Raw genomic sequence first — 18,954 nt, 5'->3', positions numbered from 1 at the left:
ATTATTTACAATAATAATCCGCCTGCTTGTATAAATTCATTTTTCTTTTCCATAAAAGCACCTTTGTCAATTGCCTTGGTCGCTTTGGAAATGATGTTGGTTTTAAATCCTTCTGCTAATGCATCCATCGCTGTAAAGTATACGCAATAATCAGCAGCCAATCCACAAACATGCACTTCATCCACCTTCCTTGCCTTTAAATAGCCCGCTAATCCGGTATCCTTCCTTTTTCCGTTATCAAAAAAACCTGAATAGCTATCGATGTTCCTTTCCATTCCTTTCCGGAAAATTGCTTCTACCCTATTCATATTTAGATCTTCGGAAAATTCAGCCCCGTAGGATCCCTGCACACAATGGTCGGGCCATAGGACCTGTTCCAGCCCAAATAGGTCGATCACTTCAAAAGGTAATTTTCCCTCATGTTGGCTGGCAAAACTCAGGTGATTATCCGGATGCCAATCTTGGGTAGCAACCAGCAGATCATAATCTTTCTGTATATAATTTATCACCGGTATGATCTCATCACCTTTGGCAACCGCAAGGGAGCCTCCAGGAAGGAAATCGTATTGTACATCAACAATTATTAGCGCTTTCATACTTAAATTTACAAATAATCCTTAATCTAAGGACAGCATATAACCCACCCCTCGGATATTGGTAATCTTGATCCTTTCATCGCCTGAAAGGTATTTACGGATCCGGCTGATAAAAACATCCAGACTTCTGCCTGTAAAATAGGTGTCGTTTGTCCAGTAGGTGCGGATGATTTCATCCCTTGGCAGTACCTTATCCTTACTTTCGATCAGTCTTTTCAGTAATTCTGCCTCTCGATAGGATAGTTTTTCGGTTTCATCGCCTATACTCAATGTGTTTTTCAGGGTATCCAAGGTATAGTTCCCGATCACAAATTTATTATTGGACATGCCTTGTCCATTTTTCTTTAAAGCCGCTTCGATACGAACGATCAGTTCCTCAATCTTGAATGGCTTGCGGATATAATCATTGGCACCCAACTTGAATCCCTTCACCACATCGTCGGTCTGCGTCATGGCGGTTAGGAAAATGATGGGCGTATGAAGATCTGTTTTCCTGATCTCTTTGGCTACGGTAAATCCATCCATTAAGGGCATCATGACATCGAGGATGATGATATCGGGTTTATATTTCTGATGGAAAACCAATGCCTGCTGACCGTTCAATACATGTCGGACCATAAAACCATGGGCCTCCAAGCTATCGGTAACAATCATGGCCAAGCTTTCCTCGTCCTCTACATATAATACATTGATCATTTTGTCTCTTTCGGTAAATTAACAATAAAAATACTTCCATTTCCCTCCTCGCTACGCAATTCGATGGTGCCATGATGTTGGGAAACAATCTGTTTTACATAGGCCAAGCCCAATCCAAATCCCTTTACATTGTGGATATCGCCGGAAGGTACCCGGAAAAACAGATCGAAAACCTCCTTTTGGTATGATTTCGGAATACCGATTCCATTATCCTGGATGCTCACTTCAACCGCTTGGTCCCTTCCTTGGATCTTTATCATGATCTGCACATCATCTGCCGCATATTTGATCGCATTGTCCAATAAGTTACTGAAAACATTTTTAATATGCGCAGGATCAGCAAAAACCACATAGCTTTCCACGTTGGTTTCAATGTTTATGCTAACTGCTTTTTTGGCAAATAGTTGGGCATTTTCCTTGCATTCCTTAAGAAGAGCAACAACATCCACCCAGCTTTTTTCGAGTAGTACGCCATTGGTTTCCGCTACATCAACCTGCAATACCCGTTCGATCATATCGGATAGGTGTTCCAGCTCATGCCTGGAAATCCGAAAATATCGATCCATCCTTTCCTTATCGTTCATGGCCCCATAGCGTTCTAAGGATTCTACCGCTGCCATAACCGTAGAAACAGGTGTTTTCAGTTCGTGGGTCATGTTGTTCACAAATGCTTTCCGCATCTTTGCCAATTGGTTCTGCTTTTTGATGGTATCCAAGAGGTAGATAAAGGTTCCGATCATTAAACAGATCAGGAGAACCACTATGACTACTTGCCAAAGGATGGATTTTAACAGGTATAGCCAGGGATTGTCAAAATCCAGCTCCAGGTACTTGTTCTCACCGGCATCAACCATGGTCGGTCTTGTTTTATTTTCCTTGAACCGTTCTTTATAAAATCTTCCGTTGCGTTCGTTTTCGTCTGGAAGTTTTAGCAGGCTTAGTTTAAAGGGGGTATACATTCCTCTTTCCTTTAAAGCCATGGTTAGCCTATTGGAAAGCGTATCCAATACTTCATCGCTCCAATTGATGTTTCGAAAGACGAAGGAGGAAATGAAATGACGGCTCATTCTGGGTTTACCGTTTGACAGGCTATCGTTCGTTGTACGATCGTTATTCTGCCTCCGTCCGAAATTTTCATTTTCGAAGATGGCCTTCACCGAGTCTATATTGATGACCGGATATTTCTTCTTGATGGCCATACTGATCCGATCCACCCGCCCTCTGCGTTGGTTCTGGTTATCCTTTTGAATTTCAGCCTCGTTATCTTGATAAAAATCCTGAATGACATCGAAAAGCTCGTGCTCCGCCGTACCCAAATAAAATTGCTTTCGAATCTGATAACTCCCATACAGCCAGACACTCAGCACCAGGATGATACCTGAAGCGGTCAGGACGATGGCAAGCATCAATATTTTATAGTTTTTTAACATAATTAAAACAAATTTAAATTAGTAGATTTGCACGGCATAAAGAATTTGATGCTTTTAACAATTTATAACACTGATTAACAGTTGGACAATTTGATTGTCGCAAATCAGCCGTTTTAACCGTTAATATAAAGCAAAAGATAGGGGAAATTGCGTGATTTTTAACAAAATATAACAATGAATAACAATTCTCTTTCTATACTTTTGCATGACTAATGAATTTATGATTAAAAATTTACGTTTTTCTCTTTTTGCTACTTTCAGTCTAAGCGCTGTATTATTCTTATCCGGTTGTGATAAGGATATGGCGATTTCGTTGAAGAACGACAATATTGATAATTTGAACGTTTCTTCAGTAGACAGCTTGTCTGCTGTAGTTTCTACAGTTCAAATGCCTACCATTCCAACAGCTGCAACAGGAACATTATTGGTGGGAAAAGTTACCCAACCTATTATTGGTTCATTGACTTCCAACACCTTTTTCAGACTTAATCCGGCAGGGATTACGAATGATTTTCCTACAACAGCAAAATTCGACTCTTTGAATTTGGTTATCCGTCCGAGCAACAATCGTTACGCTTATGGCGATACCAGCAAAATCCAAAAGATTTATGTTCATCGTTTGACGCAGGCTCTTGAAACGACTACGTTGACTCCATCACCGACAGGAATATCATTTCCTATCTACTATCCAGGAGCAACAATATTCGCACATCAATCCTTCAATTTCGATGCGAATGCGTTAGGGTCGGTTAGCTTCAGACCGCATATGAGCAAAGTGGACACCTTATCGGTTAGGCTTTCAGATGCAGTTGGAACAGAATTCTTCCAGAAAATCAAGAACAACGATGTAGCTTTCAATTCTGCATCTAATTTTCAAGAATACTTTAAGGGATTGACCATTCGACCGGATGCTGGCAATACAGCGATGGTCGGATTCAAGGATACCTTAGAAGTAAGGATCAATTACTCCTATGTGGGTACCGACGGGTTTAGAAAGAAAGGGGTAAAAACGTTGAACATGGCTGATAAATCCGTTCAATATAATAACATTGTTGCTGATAGAACGGGAACTGAATTCGAAGCATTGACAACGACAAATCCGCTTCCTGTTGCAGAAACTAACGGCATTTCTTTTATCCAGGCCGGTTCAGGAGTAGCTACGCAGATCAGCTTTCCAGCATTGCGTGATTTTATGCAACAACCTGGCATCGCCATCAATAAAGCAGAATTAGAAATAGAGATTGCATCCTCCCATTTGGGATATTATACGGCTGCACCACAACCTGTCCTTTACACGACAGATATGGGTGTTCCGACCAATTTCTTGCCTGTTCCATTTACCAACACGGTACAGACAGGAACTTATATTTTGGGAAATAACACGGGTAGACCTGGGAAATATGTGTTCAACATGATCCAATATATCCGTACAGTCAACCTTCCTGACGCTCAAAATAAATCATTATACTTATCTTTGGGCAATCCAGCATTATTCAGCACAGGAAACACCAGTATTTTGGCGACCCAAAACAATCAACCGAAAGTTAAATTAAATATCGTATATACAAAATTTAAATAGTCTATGAATAAGAAAAATTGGCTAGCACTATTTTTAGTAGCCACTTTAGCAATTACATCCTTCAATTCCTGTAAAAAAGATGATGAGGAAACCACGGAGACAGGACCTACTGAATGGACTCGCTCAGCAGTATTTCCAGAAGATCCACGTAACGGAGCTTCAACCTTCACGATAAATGATGTTGCCTATATTGTAGGTGGTTATTTAAAAACAAACGAAGTATTAGCAGATAACCATGCTTTTGATGGATCTCAATGGAGCACAAAAGCTAATTTTATTGGTCCTGCAAGACATAGTGCAGTAGGTTTTTCAGTAAACGATCAAGGCTATGTAGGTTTAGGATACGGTGGTGACGCTGTTGGTGCATTGAAAGATTTCTACAAATATAACCCTACAGCTAACTCTTGGACAAAAGTTGCTGATTTCCCTGGTGAAGCGCGCTTTGGAGCGGTTGCTTTCGCTATCGGAAACAATGCATACGTTGGTTTAGGTGCTACATCTACTGATAAAACATTCAGCGATTTCTACAAATACGATCCATCCTCAGATTCATGGACAAAAATCGAAACGCCATTTACCTACAAAAAAGCGTATGCCTATGCATTCGTAATCAATGGTGTAGCGTATGTGGGTGGTGGTTACTCAAATGGTGTACCTACTGATGATTTCTATAAATTTGATGGTACTACTTGGACTAAATTACCTAGCTTAAGAACTGATAACTATGATGCAAGACGTTTCAATGCATCTGCATTTGCTATCGGAAACTATGGATATGTAGTGAGTGGCCGTTCTGCTTCTGGTATTGTTAATACCGTTTGGAAATTCGATCCTTCTAACAACACTTGGACAGACAAACACGAATCTTTAACTTCTGCTCGTGAGAAGGCAGTAGGTTTTGCTGTAAAAGGTAAAGGATATATCACAACTGGTTCTACTGGAACTAGCTTCTTTGATGATAACTGGGAATTTACTCCTGTTAGATAATATTTTTGATATTACGATAAAAAAGGACGGCAAATGCCGTCCTTTTTTGTTGAAGGTCGATGCTAACATCGACCTAATTATCTCGGGTTAGATTAAACCTTTCTTGTTCAATAGTTCAGCTACCTGAACGGCATTTGTTGCTGCTCCCTTGCGCAGGTTATCTGCTACGATCCAAAGGTTTACTGTTTTGTCCTGGGATTCGTCTCTACGGATACGTCCAACGAATACCTCATCCTTGCCATGGGCATCCTTAGGCATCGGGTATTCCAATTTCGCAGGATTATCCACAACGATCACGCCTTCTTGAGCAGCTAATGTCGCTCTCAGTTCATCAAGATCAAAATCGTTCTCAAATTCGATGTTTACCGACTCAGAGTGTCCTCCCATCACAGGGATACGAACCGTGGTTGCTGTAACCTTGATGCTGTCGTCTCCCATGATCTTATTCGTTTCCTTGATCATCTTCATTTCCTCTTTGGTATATCCATTATCTTGGAATACATCGATGTGAGGAATGACGTTTAGATCGATCGGATATGGATAAGCCATTTCTCCTTCTACTCCCTTACGCTCGTTCATCAATTGGTCTACCGCTTTTACACCTGTTCCTGTAACGGATTGGTAAGTAGAAACAACGACACGTTTGATCTTATATTTTTCATGCAAAGGTTTCATCACCACTACCATTTGAATGGTAGAACAGTTCGGATTAGCGATAATCTTATCTTCTGCGGTAAGCACATCACCATTCACCTCAGGAACCACCAATTTTTTGGATGGATCCATACGCCAAGCAGAGGAGTTGTCAATTACGGTGATACCCGCTTCTGCAAATAAAGGAGCAAACTCGGTAGAGGTACCACCCCCAGCCGAAAACAAAGCAACATCCGGCTTCAGTGCAATAGCTTCCGTAGGCGTCACAACCTTATACTTATTTCCCTTGAATTCGATTTCCTTACCCTTACTTCTTTCCGAAGCTACTGGAATCAATTCTGATACTGGGAAATTACGTTCCGCTAATACGGTCAACATTTCTGACCCGACAAGTCCCGTCGCGCCTACTACTGCAACTTTCATTTAGTTTTTACTTTAAAAAATTTATAAAAAAATAGATCTTAATTAATTAATTCAAGAAAACAAACTTAATAAATTCAAAGGAGTTATCTGCATAATATTTAGCAATTTACAATGTAAAACAGTGCTTCCAAAACATTATTCAATAAGCAGCGGATTTCCATGAAATATATTCAGTATTTAGACAAATGTCTTGATAAATTGTCATTTTCCCTATAATCATACGATTGCGTAAAATCACAAATAACCATCATATTCAGCCATTTAATTGGTATTTTCGCATTTATGTTCTCCCATTAGGAGAATTTAGGATTCATTTAAATAAAAATTATCTCCAATAGCATGAAAGAATGCATTTTGATGATCGGTGCGAACGGTCAAATCGGTTCAGAATTAGCGGCTGCGTTAAGATTAAAGTTTGGAAATGAAAACGTGATCACTTCCGACATCCGCGAACCGCAAGCCATTGCATCGGGGGAAATCTTCGAAACCCTTAATGTGTTGGATAAGGAAGCTATCAAAGCCCTTATCGTTAAATATAAACCAACCCAGATTTATTTATTGGCAGCCATGCTTTCGGCAACTGGCGAAAAATACCCTCAAAAAGCTTGGGACTTGAACATGAACGGCCTTTTGAACGTATTGGACCTTGCGGTTGAATTTGGCATCAAAAAGATCTTCTGGCCAAGTTCTATTGCGGTATTCGGACCTCACTCACCAAAAGTAGATACGCCTCAGTACTGCGTGATGGACCCGAACAGCATCTACGGAATCAGTAAATTGGCTGGTGAAAGGTTATGTGAATATTATCACGAGAAATTTGGCTTGGATATCCGTTCGGTACGTTATCCTGGAATCATTTCCTGGAGAACAGAACCAGGAGGAGGTACAACGGATTATGCAGTCCACATCTTCTTTGAAGCGATCCGTCAGGGCAAATATACGTCCTTCTTATCCGAAGGAACGGAACTTCCGATGTTGTACATGGACGATGCCGTTCGTGGAACGATCGAGTTGATGGATGCCGATCCATCGAAACTGAGCATCCGTTCAAGCTATAACCTGGCAGGAATTAGTTTCACTCCTAGAGAAATAGCTGAAGAAATTAAAAAAATTCTACCTAATTTTGAGATATCCTATTCAGACAACGATCCACGTCAATCGATTGCGGACTCCTGGCCAAAGAGCATCAATGATGAGCAAGCAAGAAGCGATTGGGGTTGGAAACCAACGTTTGATCTGACAGCAATGACAAAGGATATGTTAGATAATCTTAAAATTAAATTACAATAAAATGGGTAGAGCTTTCGAATTTAGAAAAGAAAGAAAATTCAAACGCTGGGCCAAGATGGCCGTTCAGTTTACACGACTTGGGAAAGAAATTGCCATAGCGGTAAAAGAAGGCGGTCCTCACCCGGAAAACAACTCCCGCTTACGTACGGCGATCCAAAACGCCAAAGCTGTAAACATGCCGAAGGACCGTGTGGAGGCTGCTATCAAGCGTGCATCAGAAAAGGATGCGAAAGGATACGAGGAATTTGTATACGAAGGATATGGCCCGCATGGCGTTCCTGTATTGATCGAAACCGCTACAGATAATACCAATAGAACGGTTGCCAATGTGCGCAGTTATTTTACCAAAGCTGGTGGTTCTTTAGGGAAGACCGGTTCTTTGGATTTTATCTTTAACCGTAAATCCATCTTCCGTTTCCCTGCTACAGAGGAATTGGATGTGGAAGAACTGGAATTGGAATTGATCGATGGTGGTTTAGAGGAATTATATGTGGAGGCTGATGAAGAAGGAAACGATGTCGTTGTGGTTCAAACTTCTTTTGAGGACTTCGGAAATATGCAACGTCTTTTAGAAGAAAAAGGGATTGAGGTGAGTTCTGCGAAGTTGGAACGTATTGCCCTATCACATACCACATTGACCGAAGAACAGGCTGCAGACGTCTTGAAATTGATCGATAAGATCGAAGAAGATGATGATGTGCAAGCGGTTTACCACAATATGGATTAATCTTATTTATAGGATACTAGGAATGGAGGGTTTATATCCTCCATTTCTTTTAAGCGGTATTTCATCCATGAATCAGTAAGTTTGTATTATGTTAACTTTTACGGAGTTTTTCACGAAAAAGAAGATCGATATTATTGCGCTTCAAAAGTCTAGACCGGATCTCTATCAGGAATTCGATCGGGATTATGCTTTAATGGGTGAAAAAAGCTTTGATCATAGTAAGAAATTCTGGTTCAATAGATTGCGAAAGGAATTTCTGCTGGAGGAAATTGAGATTCCTGCGGAGGAGAAAAAAGAGCTGGTTAAGCCTGATGTTACAAGTTCGGTAAATGTTGAAAGCAAATCTACAGAAGTTTCTGATCCGGGGAATACAACTGCAAAACCTGCAGGGTTTAAACCTAGATTTAAGTCAGGAAATATTAAAAAGCCAGCGGAAGTTGAAACGCCGAAGAAAGAAGAAACTACAGATTCTGTAAAATCCGAGGCTACCACTGCAGAAGCTACTGGCGGGAAAGAGAAAAAAGCTGTTAAACCGGCTGGATTCAAACCAAGGTTTAAAGCCTCCAATCTTCCAAAACCAGCGGTAACAGAAACTCCCAAAGTAGAAGAGACTCAAGATTCTGTAAAACAGGAAGCACCTGCTGCGGAGGTCTCTGCTACGGAAGCGCCTCCAGCGGAAGAGAAAAAAGCGGTGAAACCAGCTGGATTCAAGCCAAGGTTTAAAGCTTCCAATCTTCCAAAGCCAGTGGTTACTGAGACTTCGAAAGAAGTGGAAACTACAGATTCTGTAAAACAGGAAGCACCTGCTGCGGAGGTCTCTGCCGCAGAAACACCTGCCTCGGAAGAGAAAAAAGCTGTTAAACCAGCTGGATTCAAGCCAAGATTTAAAGCTTCCAATCTTCCAAAGCCAGTGGTTACTGAGACTTCGAAAGAAGTGGAAACTACAGATTCTGTAAAACAGGAAGCACCTGCTGCGGAGGTCTCTGCCGCAGAAACACCTGCTGCAGAAGAGAAAAAAGCTGTTAAACCAGCTGGATTCAAGCCAAGATTTAAAGCTTCTAATCTTCCTAAGAAATTGGAGGGCAATCCTGAAGAGGGAAAAACCAATAAAACCGAAGACAAAAAAGACAAAGAAGATGATAATTAGGTAGATACCTGATTACACTTAGGAATATTTTCATATTTTTATACCCCAAAGTCAACGAATAATTATGTTAAAAGAAGAAAGGCAAGCCTACATCATACATCAGATCAATATCCATAATAAGGTATTGTCTTCAGATTTAAGTGTTCAATTGAACGTTTCAGAGGATACGATCCGAAGAGATCTGAATGAATTAGCAGAGAGCGGGCAAGTTCTAAAAGTTTATGGCGGTGCCCTTTCGAGGTCTTTCCAATACCCTTTTCAAGAAGGAAATGTATATGCAAAAGAGGCAAAAAAAGAGATTGCTTCTAAGGCTATAACCCTGATCAAGAGTGGGATGACCGTACTTGTGGGTGGAGGAACAAGCATGATTGAGTTGGCCCGATTGGTACCCAAAGATGTGCAATGTACCTTTTTTACCATTAGTCCTTTGGTAGCTTTGGAATTGGCAGAAAAAGAGAATATTGAGGTGATTTTGTTGGGTGGAAAGTTATCCAGGAATACGAATGTGGTAACGGGTTCTCAGGTGATCAACGAGCTATCGGAGATCAAGGTGGATTTGTGTTTATTGGGAACAAATAGTCTTTCTGTAGAGGAAGGGATCACGGATTCGGATTGGGAAGTAGTACAAATCAAGAAGGCGATGATCAAGTGTTCCAAAAAACTTGGGGTGTTGAGTATTGTGGAGAAATTGAATTCGAACCAGAAGATGCGGGTGTGTCCTTTAAAGGATATTAATTATTTGATTACGGATCTTGATCCTAAACATCCGAGTTTGAAGGATTTTAGTAATCAGATAACGGTTATTTAAGGAGATTGGTTTTTCGGAAGGTTTGTTTTTCGGAAGGTTGGTTAGGAAGATTGCTTCGTCGTACCTCCTCGCAATGACGCGGGAGGCACTTATTTATCAGACATTTTTTTACGAATGGCTCTTTCCACGAGCCATTTGTTGCTTTCGATAAATAGGTTATGCCAGATCATGTTATAATCCACCTTACGGTTAAAAATACTGCGTTTAAGATGTTTTAAAATCCCTTTCGGAGAATAGCTCATTAAACCATTAAATGGTTTTGCATAATATCCAAGGTGATGCTTATCCCATTCCTGCACAGCAAAGCGGTCTACCAATTCCAGGTAATCATTACCTTCCAATTTTTCTTGTAGATGCTGCAAAAGATTCATAGCAGCTTCTGAAAGCAGATCCAATTGAGCTCCCTTCTTTTCAACCACATGCATCTGAAAGCCGGAAAGTTCCTTTCCTTCAAATTGGAGCTCTAATAATCCCCCGGTATTCCACTGCGGATGGTTTGATGGATAATCAAAATAAAAGTTACCCAAGCTGTAACAGATGAGTTTCCCTTTATAGGTTTCTATTCCTTGAAGCACATGGGGATGATGTCCCACAACCACATCAGCACCAGCTTCGATCAATTCCTGATAACGGGTTTTCCATTCTGGGATAGGAACATCCAACAATTCCACACCAGCATGCACCTGGACGATCAGGACATCAACCTTTTCTTTACAGCGCCTAATCTTTTCATCAACACCTTCGGCATTCACCCAAGCATGACCGTAAGATCGATCTCCGTTCAATGCTCCATAACCATTCTCCCCAAAAGCCATAAAAGCGAACCTTACACCTTCCAGCTCACGAACAACAGGCTCTAACGCTTCCCGTTCATCACCAGCTCCAACTACATCACCCTTTTTAAATAAGGAAATGGTCTTTTTTAAAGCTTCCTTTCCATAATCGTTGATATGGTTATTGGCTAATGAGAACAGGTTAAAACCTTCTTGGTATAGCCAATTGATTGCCAGAGGATCCTGACCAACATGCGGTCCGGTTTTGGCAATAGCCTTGCCATAGCCCGCAACTGGCGCTTCAAAATTGCAGGACAAAACAGTGGCCGAAGCCAATAACTGCTGTAAGGCAGCCGAAAATTCGGGTTTACTGTTCATCACCACATCCCCAGCAAAAAGAAGTTTATGTTGTTTAGGCATGTTTCTCTCTCTTTTTTAATAGAATCTCGATCGGTTTTATGGTAATATAAGCAAAATAAGCTTCCAACAGTTCATTCTTTGCCCCCAATAATTTAAGGACACCCTTAACCTTAGGGGTATGCATCAAGGTCTGGAAAACCCTTTCCTTCTTGCCAATATGCTGAATCTTACTATTTATCCATTCCAGGTAAGCTGGTTTTAGATGTTCCTTTAAGAGGTCCACATCCAAAGGTGCCAGGTCCTCATGCAACAAGGAATAGTAGTTCAACGAATTCTGATAGGTATATTTATGTTTCTCTTCTTCAAAAAGCAGGTTGTTTTTGCGGAAGAAATCCCTTTGCCAATTTCTGTTCTCTTTTCTTTCCTTCGGAAGGTTCAACATCGCCAGGGCAATCTCTTCCTCCACGAAAGGGGAATATCCAGGAAAGCCCATTTTGGAAGGCACTGAGATCAGGTATTGCAACAACATCATCTTGGTTCGCATGGCGGTAATAATCCGGAAATCAGGATCCTTCAGATGATCTTTCTGTTTATCAAAAACAGGCTCCACAATAGATAGGTAATCTACGTCCATCGCCAACTTGGAGTTGGCACTCATACCGTGGGTATAGCCTAAGGTTCTATATTCCTGAGCGGAATGGATCATCGGTACATGTACCGCACCGGCCCAGGCATCGCCGATAATCCCACTTAATAAGTGAAGTTTTTTGAAATTCTCCTTTTCCTTGATTTTTTGGTAGAACTCCATATGGTAAGTTCCCGATGCGCCTACTGCAGGACCAAATTGGTCATACCACTGCTCCATATACACATTGAAAATGCCCAAAGGAATTCTGGACCATTGTGTGCCCAAGCGTTCGGACAATAATCCCGCATACACCGATTCCCGAGAAAGCCCTTGGTTAAAGGAGGTTCCATAGGTATAGGCATGGATACGAGATTTATCATCGATCAGCACATTCATTAGTCGAGAGTCAAACCCACCACTGGTCGGTATCAGAATATCTTCCTCAAATCCAGAAGCCCAGCTGTTCAACGATTGATGCAACTTCGCAAATACATCATCCTCTTGACTTTTTTTACCAATCAATTGGATGGTGGAATCGGATTCTTCCCTAACCTCCAATTTTCCATCTTTCAACAGCAGGGTCTGATTCGGCAATAAAAATCGAACATATTTAACCGGAGTATGCCCAAATACACTGTATCCGAAATCGAGATAGGCCGCCAATCCTTCTGGATCGATCTCCAAATTGGTATAATCAATTACCTCATTGATATCCTGGCTGAATTTTCCAGTTTTTTCATGGTAAAATACCGTTTCGTAACCAACCCAATTTCCTTTTGCAACTTCCATTAAACTTTTTTAGATATTTTCTTTTTTGCCAAATCCAGCACCTCCATCCAAATCTGGTTTTTGATCATGTGGTTTATGCCGATGTAAATCAAAGCGAATATAAGGGTTTGTACCACCAATAGGAACAAGTTATTGTGAATCCAACCGAAATATAGCGGCAAATAAGCAATGACCGCAGCGAGCAAGCTAATCAGAAAAGAAGAAAAAAGGTCTTTTGCCTGGGCAAAGATCGTATATCCATAAACTTTAACACTCATGCTGGCAGCAATGATATAACACAGGATGCGAATTGCTAATTGACCAAAAACAACCGCTAATAATCCATGCTGATAGGTAAAAAAGAAAATCCCTACTGCAGATCCAACCTTGATGACCTCCAGTACCAGGGCGAATTTCGACTTTCCCTTGATGTTCAGAAAATTTACATTCATATCCGTCAGGGAAATGAATAAGCCAGCGAAACAAAGCCATTGGAACAGCGGAATGGCATCATTCCATTTTTCCTTTAAAAGCGTCTGAAATGCCGGTTCAGCAACACAAATAGCCAGAAAACTTACCGGAAAAAGTAAAAACGCAAGTGAAGACATGGTTTTCCGGCAGGCATTCAAAAAGCGTGGGAAATCATCCTGTAGCGGAGTCAAGGTAGATAAGGTTGTCCCTTGGACGACTGAAGAAATCAACAAATTAGGCGATTCTCCCAATTTATTTGCCATACCATAAATTCCTACATCCTCGGTGGTATAATTCATCTTTAATAAATTATTGTACAAAGGGCTCAGGAGTTTCCCTAACAGGTTGGAGATCATGAAGGAGATGGAAAATCCCCAATGCGTCCGCATGGACTCCTTACTGAACGATAAATCCAGCTTCCAATTTCCCCATACCCATAACAGGACGGAGCGGAAGAAGGCATACAATACAGCTTGCAATAAAAGCCCCCAAAATCCCAATCCCATCCAGGCCAAAAAAACGACCACGATAGCAGAGCCTAAAACCGCAATAAAGTTTACCCTGGCTGTCAGGTTGAACTGAAAGCTCTTAAGCATCTTTACATATTGGACAATCCCAAAGGCTTGGACCAAAATCTGCAGGAATAAAATCCGGGCATATAGGCTGAGGTTATTGATCTGATAGAGTTCTTCCAGATAGGGCGCGGCAATAAATAGTATCAGATAAATAGCACCACTAACAAGCAGGTTGAAGACAAACATGGTGGAATAGTCGACATCCTTAACCACTTTTGATCGCACGAGCGATGTCGCGAGGCCCGAATCCACCAAGGAAGTAGCAATAGTGGTAAAGATAGCCAGGACATAAATGACCCCAAAATCATCAGGAGCGAAGATTCTTGCCAGCACAATGGTGGTCAGATTGGTTATGACCTGATAGCCAAACCGATCTATGGCATTCCAAAAAAGCCCCTTAATGGTTATGTTTTTTGCGTTTTCGCTCATGAAATGGTATAATCAGCAAATTTAGGAAAGATTCCGACTTTATCTCCATATATTTGATTTTGAATTGATTGATTTTCGAGAATACATGTTAGCACCGATCGCACTTTTTGTTTATAATAGACCCCAACATACGAGAAAAACATTGACAGCTTTAGAGGCCAACCCTTTGGCAGAAGAATCTGATCTGTATATTTTTTCTGATGGACCTAAATCAGCAAACGACATCGATATGGTGAACCAAGTCCGCTCCTTAATCCGGGAGCCTTGGAAATTCAAACATATTTACATCATTGAAAGGGCACAGAATAAAGGTCTGGCAAATAGCATTATCGATGGCGTCAGTCAGGTTATACAAAAACACGGCAGGATCATTGTTCTGGAGGACGATCTGGAAACTTCGCCATTTGCTTTACAATATTTCAATGATGCGCTGGACAGGTATGTAGATGAAGAGCGGGTCATGGAGATTTCGGGTTATATGTATCCTGTAGAAAGGCCTAAAAGCCTTCAGCAATCCTTCTTTTTTCGGGTAGCCAATAGCTGGGGCTGGGCAACGTGGGAAAGAGCCTGGAAGCATTTCAATCCGGATATTGAAGAATTGACGAAAGATTTTAAGCGTAAAGATCGCAAGGCTTTCAGTGTGGACGGAACGGAGAATTTTTGGAAGCAGGTACAGCAATTTAAGGCTGGAAAGATCAATTCCTGGGCAATACGTTGGTATCTATCCATTTTTAATCAGCAGGGATTAGTGTTATATCCTCGTCGATCTTTTATTCAAAATACCGGCACAGATGGTTCTGGTACCCACTCAGATGTTGATCAGGTATATCGTGTGGAGCTATCTACCAAACCTGTGCAGCGCTTTCCTAGCGTCATTCAGGAAGATCCAACGGCCTATGCGGCCATCAAACATTTCTACAAACATCGGAAAGGTACCTTCTTTGAGCGTTTGGCCAGGTTCTTAGAGAAAAAGATCAATGCCTATAAAGCCAAGAAATCGAAAATCTCCTAGATCGATGGATTTAAATTTAGCGAGATAAAAAAATTAAAAATTCGTGAGATCGCTGCGTTTAAAAAACAAGGTCCGTTTTGTTTTTGCTACTAAGGAATATCCCTTACTCAGCATCAATTGGTAAACCTCTGACTTATTCAATTCTGGAATAGAGAGTTCTTCTTCCACCAACACGAAAATCGGTTTATATTTTTCCCAATTATTGGATTTAAGGACAATCAGGTCAAACCCTTCCGCGTCTACTGAAAGAAAGTCGATCTGTTTTCCAGGAGCTAAATATTTATCCAGCACATCCGACAAAGGCAAGGTAGGAACTGGAATGGTCTTTAAGAGGTGATATTTGGCGTGCAAACCATCCCTACTTTCCGAAACTTCTTGGGAGAACCCATTCAATGCAGGTTCGTTGAAACAGTAATAGGTCAATTCCTGAGGGCTTTCGCTGATGCCGATATTCAGATTCACATCCTTGGGTCTGAACCATTTAAACCAACGCATGGCATCAGGTGAGGGTTCAATATTGATTCCGCGCCATCCTTTTTTATAAAAGTAGTTCGTATTGGAAAAACGGTAAGGATGGTGGGCACCCACGTCTACATAAACACCTTTATATCCTTTTTTAGCTTCGTAAAATCCACGAATAACCATATCCTCCCCTTCTTGGGAAAAAGATCGTGCATGGAAAAATTTATGGACAGGAAAGTATTTTAGAATGGTTTGTTTAAGTGTTGACATATTTTCTTGGAGACCTGGAATAACTATGACCTAAATTTATAAATGGATTAAAATCTCGCTTTAAATTAGCATTTATATTTAATTAATCAATGCTCTCCGTTTTTATATTGGTCCTTTATTATTTAAAATGTGCTTACATTTGATGTCGGAATGGACACATCATAACGATTATTATCCATTTTCTTAGCGTGGTTCAGGACTTCATGGTTCAATATGTGATTGATTTTGGGTTAGAATCGTTATTTAAGTAGGCTTAAAGCAAGGTTAAAACATTGAAAAGTATGCGAAGCATAGGATTTACATACTTTAACATTACTTTCAGTATGCTTTAGCAGCGAAGCCAACTTGTTAGATAATATTTATTTCCACTTAATTCCCTATTTTTGTGCCGTTGCATTACAATCCATCATGACATTCGCAAAACCCAAAATATCCATCATTACCATAGTGTACAATAATGTACGTGATATTAGGTATACCTTGGAATCGGTTGCTCAGCAAACCTATCCAAATATAGAATACCTTGTCATCGATGGAAATTCCAATGATGGAACCTTGGATGTCATCCAGGAATACAAAGATCATATCACCGTTCTTGTTTCCGAAAAGGATAAAGGTATCTACGATGCCATGAACAAGGGATTACGCTTGGCAACAGGCGATTATGTACTCTTCCTCAATTCTGGGGATGAACTTTATGCCCCTGACACCTTGGAAAAGGTTTTTAATTCCGGAGAAGATGCAGATATCTATTATGGCGAGACCAAATTGGTCAATGAAGATCGGGAGATCCTGGGCGATCGTCGACACAAATGCCCAGATACCTTTGATTGGAAGTCCTTCAAATACGGGATGAATGTATGCCATCAGGCGATCTATGTCAAAAGGGAAATTGCAGAACCGTATGACATGCAATATAAACTCAGCTCGGATATCGACTGGGTGATCCGTGCAGCTAAAAAAGCGAAGAAAACGGTCAATGTAAAAGACTATGTGGCCAAATATTTGGTTGGAGGCATGTCGCAACAAAGGCATAAACAAAGCTTAAAAGAGCGTTACGAGATCTTCAAAAAATATTATGGTACGATTCCAAATCTACTCAACCATGGAATCATTGCCCTGCGCCTATTAAAACACCGATTGACCCATGGCAAAACAAGAGACTAATTTTATGGATCCGAATATCTTGGTGGAATTGGCCAACATGAAGATGCCTTTCGGAAAATATCAAGGTTATCTTCTTTGCCGATTACCGGAGCCATACCTCGTATGGTTCAAAAAAAATGGCTTTCCAGCGGGTAAATTGGGTGTTTTATTGGAAACACTTTACGAAATAAAACTGAATGGGCTGGAGTATTTATTGACCCCCTTGATCAAAAAGTGATCGCCATCAATTTTTATTTTTTCATTTTCCTTATCTTTGCATAAAATTTAAAAACATTAAACGCCGTTTGCAGCGGTATCAATGAATATATGGCACAATATCAAACATTGCTGTACTATTGCTACAGCCCTATCGAAAACGCGGAACAATTCGCGGATAATCATTTAGCATTTTGTAAATCCCTAGGTCTTGTCGGCCGTATCATCGTCGCAGATGAAGGTTTGAACGGTACAGTATCCGGTACTCCTGAGGCTTGTAAGGCCTATATGGAAGCGGTACATGCCGATCCTCGCTTTGCCAAAACGGAATTTAAGATCGATAATGTCGATGAACTTTCCTTTATCAAGATGCATTGTCGTTACAAAGAGGAGATTGTCCATTCCGGACTGCGTGACCCGAAAATCATCGACCCCAATAAACAAACTGGTAAGCATTTAGAGCCTCAGGAATTCATGCAGATGAAAGATGAGGAGGATGTGGTCATCCTGGATGTTCGTTCAAATTACGAACATAATGTAGGCCGTTTTAAGAATGCAGTTACGTTAGATATCGATAATTTCCGCGAATTCCCTGAAAAAGTGAAGGAACTGGAGCATCTGAAAGGTAAAAAGATCCTGACCTATTGTACAGGGGGTATCAAATGTGAGAAAGCTTCTGCATTATTATTGAAAGAAGGTTTTGAAGATGTTTACCAATTGCATGGCGGTATTATCAAATATGGTAAAGAAGCTGGTGGAAAGGATTTTGAAGGCGAATGCTACGTATTTGACAACCGGGTTACCGTACCTGTCAATTCGGTGAACCCATCCATCGTCTCAACCTGTAAGAATTGTGGAACGGTTACCGCAAAAATGATCAATTGCGCAAACCCTGTTTGCAATGAGCACTTCACCCAATGTGATGAATGTGGTTGGAAATTGGATGGCTGTTGTTCAGATGCCTGCAAAGAGAGCCCAAATAAACGAGAATACGATGGTACTGGCTATTATGTAAAAATTCCTCAGCCCGTTAACTTGGACAAAATTTCTAAGCGAAAGCACAAAAAATTTATAAAAAATTAAAGTTTTATCAGAAAATTGAAAAAATCCGTTTATCTTCATTATATAAACGGATTTTTTTATTCATCAATAACCAAAATAAAATGGAAAGCAATAGAGTAGACATGTTCTTAATGTCTAACAACAAATTTTTTGAATCCTATCATCTCATGGAGATCCGAGACTTATTGGCCAAAGCGGATGATAGTAAATTGACAAATGTTCAGATTCAACAATATAAAGATCCGACTACTGTCCTTATAGTTTCCCTTTTAGCTGGAACATTTGGTATTGATCGTTTTATGATCGGTGATACGGGATTGGGTATCGCAAAATTATTGACCTGTGGTGGTTTAGGAATATGGACCATCATTGACTGGTTTTTGATCATGGGATCCACTAAATCAAAGAATTTTGAAAAATTAGTAACTGCGTTAAATTACTAATT

19 protein-coding genes are annotated in these 18,954 nt (G+C 40.6%); 11 read left to right on the top strand and 8 right to left on the bottom strand.

Annotated elements, in window-relative coordinates; translation table 11 throughout:
* Positions 1-5: 5 nt before the first annotated feature.
* The 3 genes from pncA to E3D81_RS01200 are packed head-to-tail and all read right to left on the bottom strand — an operon-like array spanning position 6 to position 2,722.
* A complete protein-coding gene (gene pncA / locus E3D81_RS01210) occupies positions 6-596 on the bottom strand; it encodes a bifunctional nicotinamidase/pyrazinamidase (protein ID WP_099366993.1) in 591 nt (196 codons plus the stop codon).
* Positions 597-617: 21 nt separating this feature from the next.
* Positions 618-1,292 (bottom strand): response regulator transcription factor, encoded by a 675-nt coding sequence (locus E3D81_RS01205; RefSeq protein ID WP_134776132.1) that lies wholly within the window; start codon positions 1,290-1,292, stop codon positions 618-620.
* Positions 1,289-2,722, bottom strand: coding sequence for a sensor histidine kinase (locus E3D81_RS01200; protein ID WP_134776131.1), 1,434 nt, complete (start codon positions 2,720-2,722; stop codon positions 1,289-1,291). The genes E3D81_RS01205 and E3D81_RS01200 overlap by 4 nt, the downstream gene beginning before the upstream one ends.
* A 220-nt stretch (positions 2,723-2,942) precedes the next feature.
* On the opposite strand from E3D81_RS01200, the gene E3D81_RS01195 reads away from it, so the two are divergent.
* Positions 2,943-4,301 carry a DUF4270 family protein gene (locus tag E3D81_RS01195; RefSeq protein ID WP_167554207.1) on the top strand — a complete coding sequence of 453 codons (1,359 nt, stop codon included), beginning with the start codon at positions 2,943-2,945 and terminating at the stop codon, positions 4,299-4,301.
* A gap of 3 nt (positions 4,302-4,304) precedes the next feature.
* Positions 4,305-5,288 carry a Kelch repeat-containing protein gene (locus E3D81_RS01190; RefSeq protein WP_134776129.1) on the top strand — a complete coding sequence of 328 codons (984 nt, stop codon included), beginning with the start codon at positions 4,305-4,307 and terminating at the stop codon, positions 5,286-5,288.
* An 87-nt stretch (positions 5,289-5,375) separates the two neighbouring features.
* Here the strand turns inward: E3D81_RS01190 and E3D81_RS01185 are convergent, their stop codons facing one another.
* A complete protein-coding gene (locus tag E3D81_RS01185) occupies positions 5,376-6,365 on the bottom strand; it encodes an aspartate-semialdehyde dehydrogenase (protein WP_134776128.1) in 990 nt (329 codons plus the stop codon).
* A gap of 339 nt (positions 6,366-6,704) precedes the next feature.
* Between E3D81_RS01185 and E3D81_RS01180 the strand changes: the two genes are divergently transcribed.
* From E3D81_RS01180 to E3D81_RS01165, 4 genes are all read left to right on the top strand, one after another.
* Positions 6,705-7,655 (top strand): NAD-dependent epimerase/dehydratase family protein, encoded by a 951-nt coding sequence (locus E3D81_RS01180; RefSeq protein ID WP_134776127.1) that lies wholly within the window; start codon positions 6,705-6,707, stop codon positions 7,653-7,655.
* 1 nt (position 7,656) lies between these two features.
* On the top strand, positions 7,657-8,382 hold the full coding sequence (locus E3D81_RS01175; RefSeq protein ID WP_099367000.1) for a YebC/PmpR family DNA-binding transcriptional regulator: 726 nt from the start codon (positions 7,657-7,659) through the stop codon (positions 8,380-8,382).
* A gap of 88 nt (positions 8,383-8,470) precedes the next feature.
* On the top strand, positions 8,471-9,529 hold the full coding sequence (locus E3D81_RS01170; protein ID WP_134776126.1) for a hypothetical protein: 1,059 nt from the start codon (positions 8,471-8,473) through the stop codon (positions 9,527-9,529).
* Between the two features lie 64 nt (positions 9,530-9,593).
* Positions 9,594-10,337: a DeoR/GlpR family DNA-binding transcription regulator gene (locus tag E3D81_RS01165; RefSeq protein ID WP_099367002.1), complete on the top strand. Its 744-nt coding sequence runs from the start codon at positions 9,594-9,596 to the stop codon at positions 10,335-10,337.
* 89 nt (positions 10,338-10,426) lie between these two features.
* Here the strand turns inward: E3D81_RS01165 and E3D81_RS01160 are convergent, their stop codons facing one another.
* From E3D81_RS01160 to E3D81_RS01150, 3 genes are read right to left on the bottom strand one after another with little or no spacing between them, the layout of a single operon-like run.
* The gene (locus tag E3D81_RS01160) at positions 10,427-11,530 is read right to left on the bottom strand and encodes a CapA family protein (RefSeq protein ID WP_134776125.1); all 1,104 of its coding nucleotides are present in this window, start codon (positions 11,528-11,530) and stop codon (positions 10,427-10,429) included.
* Entirely contained in the window at positions 11,523-12,887 is a 1,365-nt protein-coding gene (locus tag E3D81_RS01155; RefSeq protein ID WP_134776124.1) for a hypothetical protein, read from the bottom strand. Before E3D81_RS01155 ends, E3D81_RS01160 begins: the two co-directional genes overlap by 8 nt.
* Positions 12,887-14,341 carry a lipopolysaccharide biosynthesis protein gene (locus E3D81_RS01150; RefSeq protein ID WP_134776123.1) on the bottom strand — a complete coding sequence of 485 codons (1,455 nt, stop codon included), beginning with the start codon at positions 14,339-14,341 and terminating at the stop codon, positions 12,887-12,889. Before E3D81_RS01150 ends, E3D81_RS01155 begins: the two co-directional genes overlap by 1 nt.
* Before the next feature lie 85 nt (positions 14,342-14,426).
* Here E3D81_RS01150 and E3D81_RS01145 point away from each other — a divergent pair, with 85 nt between their 5' ends.
* Positions 14,427-15,353 carry a glycosyltransferase gene (locus E3D81_RS01145; RefSeq protein WP_134776122.1) on the top strand — a complete coding sequence of 309 codons (927 nt, stop codon included), beginning with the start codon at positions 14,427-14,429 and terminating at the stop codon, positions 15,351-15,353.
* A gap of 33 nt (positions 15,354-15,386) precedes the next feature.
* Here the strand turns inward: E3D81_RS01145 and E3D81_RS01140 are convergent, their stop codons facing one another.
* A complete protein-coding gene (locus E3D81_RS01140; RefSeq protein ID WP_134776121.1) occupies positions 15,387-16,085 on the bottom strand; it encodes an FkbM family methyltransferase in 699 nt (232 codons plus the stop codon).
* A 408-nt stretch (positions 16,086-16,493) separates the two neighbouring features.
* On the opposite strand from E3D81_RS01140, the gene E3D81_RS01135 reads away from it, so the two are divergent.
* The 4 genes from E3D81_RS01135 (at position 16,494) to E3D81_RS01120 (ending at position 18,952) form a co-directional block, all read left to right on the top strand.
* Entirely contained in the window at positions 16,494-17,252 is a 759-nt protein-coding gene (locus E3D81_RS01135) for a glycosyltransferase family 2 protein (RefSeq protein ID WP_134776120.1), read from the top strand.
* A complete protein-coding gene (locus tag E3D81_RS01130; protein WP_317128165.1) occupies positions 17,233-17,469 on the top strand; it encodes a DUF3820 family protein in 237 nt (78 codons plus the stop codon). The genes E3D81_RS01135 and E3D81_RS01130 overlap by 20 nt, the downstream gene beginning before the upstream one ends.
* Positions 17,470-17,558: 89 nt before the next feature.
* On the top strand, positions 17,559-18,530 hold the full coding sequence (locus tag E3D81_RS01125; protein WP_134776119.1) for a rhodanese-related sulfurtransferase: 972 nt from the start codon (positions 17,559-17,561) through the stop codon (positions 18,528-18,530).
* Between the two features lie 80 nt (positions 18,531-18,610).
* Positions 18,611-18,952: a TM2 domain-containing protein gene (locus E3D81_RS01120; protein WP_099367010.1), complete on the top strand. Its 342-nt coding sequence runs from the start codon at positions 18,611-18,613 to the stop codon at positions 18,950-18,952.
* The last annotated feature ends 2 nt before the right edge of the window (positions 18,953-18,954 follow it).

Origin of the sequence: Sphingobacterium sp. CZ-2 (assembly GCF_004526235.1) — a bacterium.
Lineage (GTDB): Bacteria > Bacteroidota > Bacteroidia > Sphingobacteriales > Sphingobacteriaceae > Sphingobacterium > Sphingobacterium tenebrionis.
The sequence above is the reverse complement of the archived record's forward strand: the minus strand, read 5'-3'. Positions and strand labels throughout refer to the sequence as shown.

What these genes read in the sequence shown, in the direction of transcription:
- E3D81_RS01135 (WP_134776120.1), top strand. Translation starts at nt 16,494, where the DNA reads ATGACATTCGCAAAACCCAAAATATCCATCATTACCATAGTGTACAAT.
- E3D81_RS01155 (WP_134776124.1), bottom strand. Translation starts at nt 12,887, where the DNA reads ATGGAAGTTGCAAAAGGAAATTGGGTTGGTTACGAAACGGTATTTTAC.
- E3D81_RS01120 (WP_099367010.1), top strand. Translation starts at nt 18,611, where the DNA reads ATGGAAAGCAATAGAGTAGACATGTTCTTAATGTCTAACAACAAATTT.
- E3D81_RS01125 (WP_134776119.1), top strand. Translation starts at nt 17,559, where the DNA reads ATGGCACAATATCAAACATTGCTGTACTATTGCTACAGCCCTATCGAA.
- pncA (WP_099366993.1), bottom strand. Translation starts at nt 596, where the DNA reads ATGAAAGCGCTAATAATTGTTGATGTACAATACGATTTCCTTCCTGGA.
- E3D81_RS01205 (WP_134776132.1), bottom strand. Translation starts at nt 1,292, where the DNA reads ATGATCAATGTATTATATGTAGAGGACGAGGAAAGCTTGGCCATGATT.
- E3D81_RS01145 (WP_134776122.1), top strand. Translation starts at nt 14,427, where the DNA reads ATGTTAGCACCGATCGCACTTTTTGTTTATAATAGACCCCAACATACG.
- E3D81_RS01185 (WP_134776128.1), bottom strand. Translation starts at nt 6,365, where the DNA reads ATGAAAGTTGCAGTAGTAGGCGCGACGGGACTTGTCGGGTCAGAAATG.
- E3D81_RS01190 (WP_134776129.1), top strand. Translation starts at nt 4,305, where the DNA reads ATGAATAAGAAAAATTGGCTAGCACTATTTTTAGTAGCCACTTTAGCA.
- E3D81_RS01165 (WP_099367002.1), top strand. Translation starts at nt 9,594, where the DNA reads ATGTTAAAAGAAGAAAGGCAAGCCTACATCATACATCAGATCAATATC.
- E3D81_RS01140 (WP_134776121.1), bottom strand. Translation starts at nt 16,085, where the DNA reads ATGTCAACACTTAAACAAACCATTCTAAAATACTTTCCTGTCCATAAA.
- E3D81_RS01200 (WP_134776131.1), bottom strand. Translation starts at nt 2,722, where the DNA reads ATGTTAAAAAACTATAAAATATTGATGCTTGCCATCGTCCTGACCGCT.
- E3D81_RS01195 (WP_167554207.1), top strand. Translation starts at nt 2,943, where the DNA reads ATGATTAAAAATTTACGTTTTTCTCTTTTTGCTACTTTCAGTCTAAGC.
- E3D81_RS01160 (WP_134776125.1), bottom strand. Translation starts at nt 11,530, where the DNA reads ATGCCTAAACAACATAAACTTCTTTTTGCTGGGGATGTGGTGATGAAC.
- E3D81_RS01130 (WP_317128165.1), top strand. Translation starts at nt 17,233, where the DNA reads ATGGCAAAACAAGAGACTAATTTTATGGATCCGAATATCTTGGTGGAA.
- E3D81_RS01175 (WP_099367000.1), top strand. Translation starts at nt 7,657, where the DNA reads ATGGGTAGAGCTTTCGAATTTAGAAAAGAAAGAAAATTCAAACGCTGG.
- E3D81_RS01150 (WP_134776123.1), bottom strand. Translation starts at nt 14,341, where the DNA reads ATGAGCGAAAACGCAAAAAACATAACCATTAAGGGGCTTTTTTGGAAT.
- E3D81_RS01170 (WP_134776126.1), top strand. Translation starts at nt 8,471, where the DNA reads ATGTTAACTTTTACGGAGTTTTTCACGAAAAAGAAGATCGATATTATT.
- E3D81_RS01180 (WP_134776127.1), top strand. Translation starts at nt 6,705, where the DNA reads ATGAAAGAATGCATTTTGATGATCGGTGCGAACGGTCAAATCGGTTCA.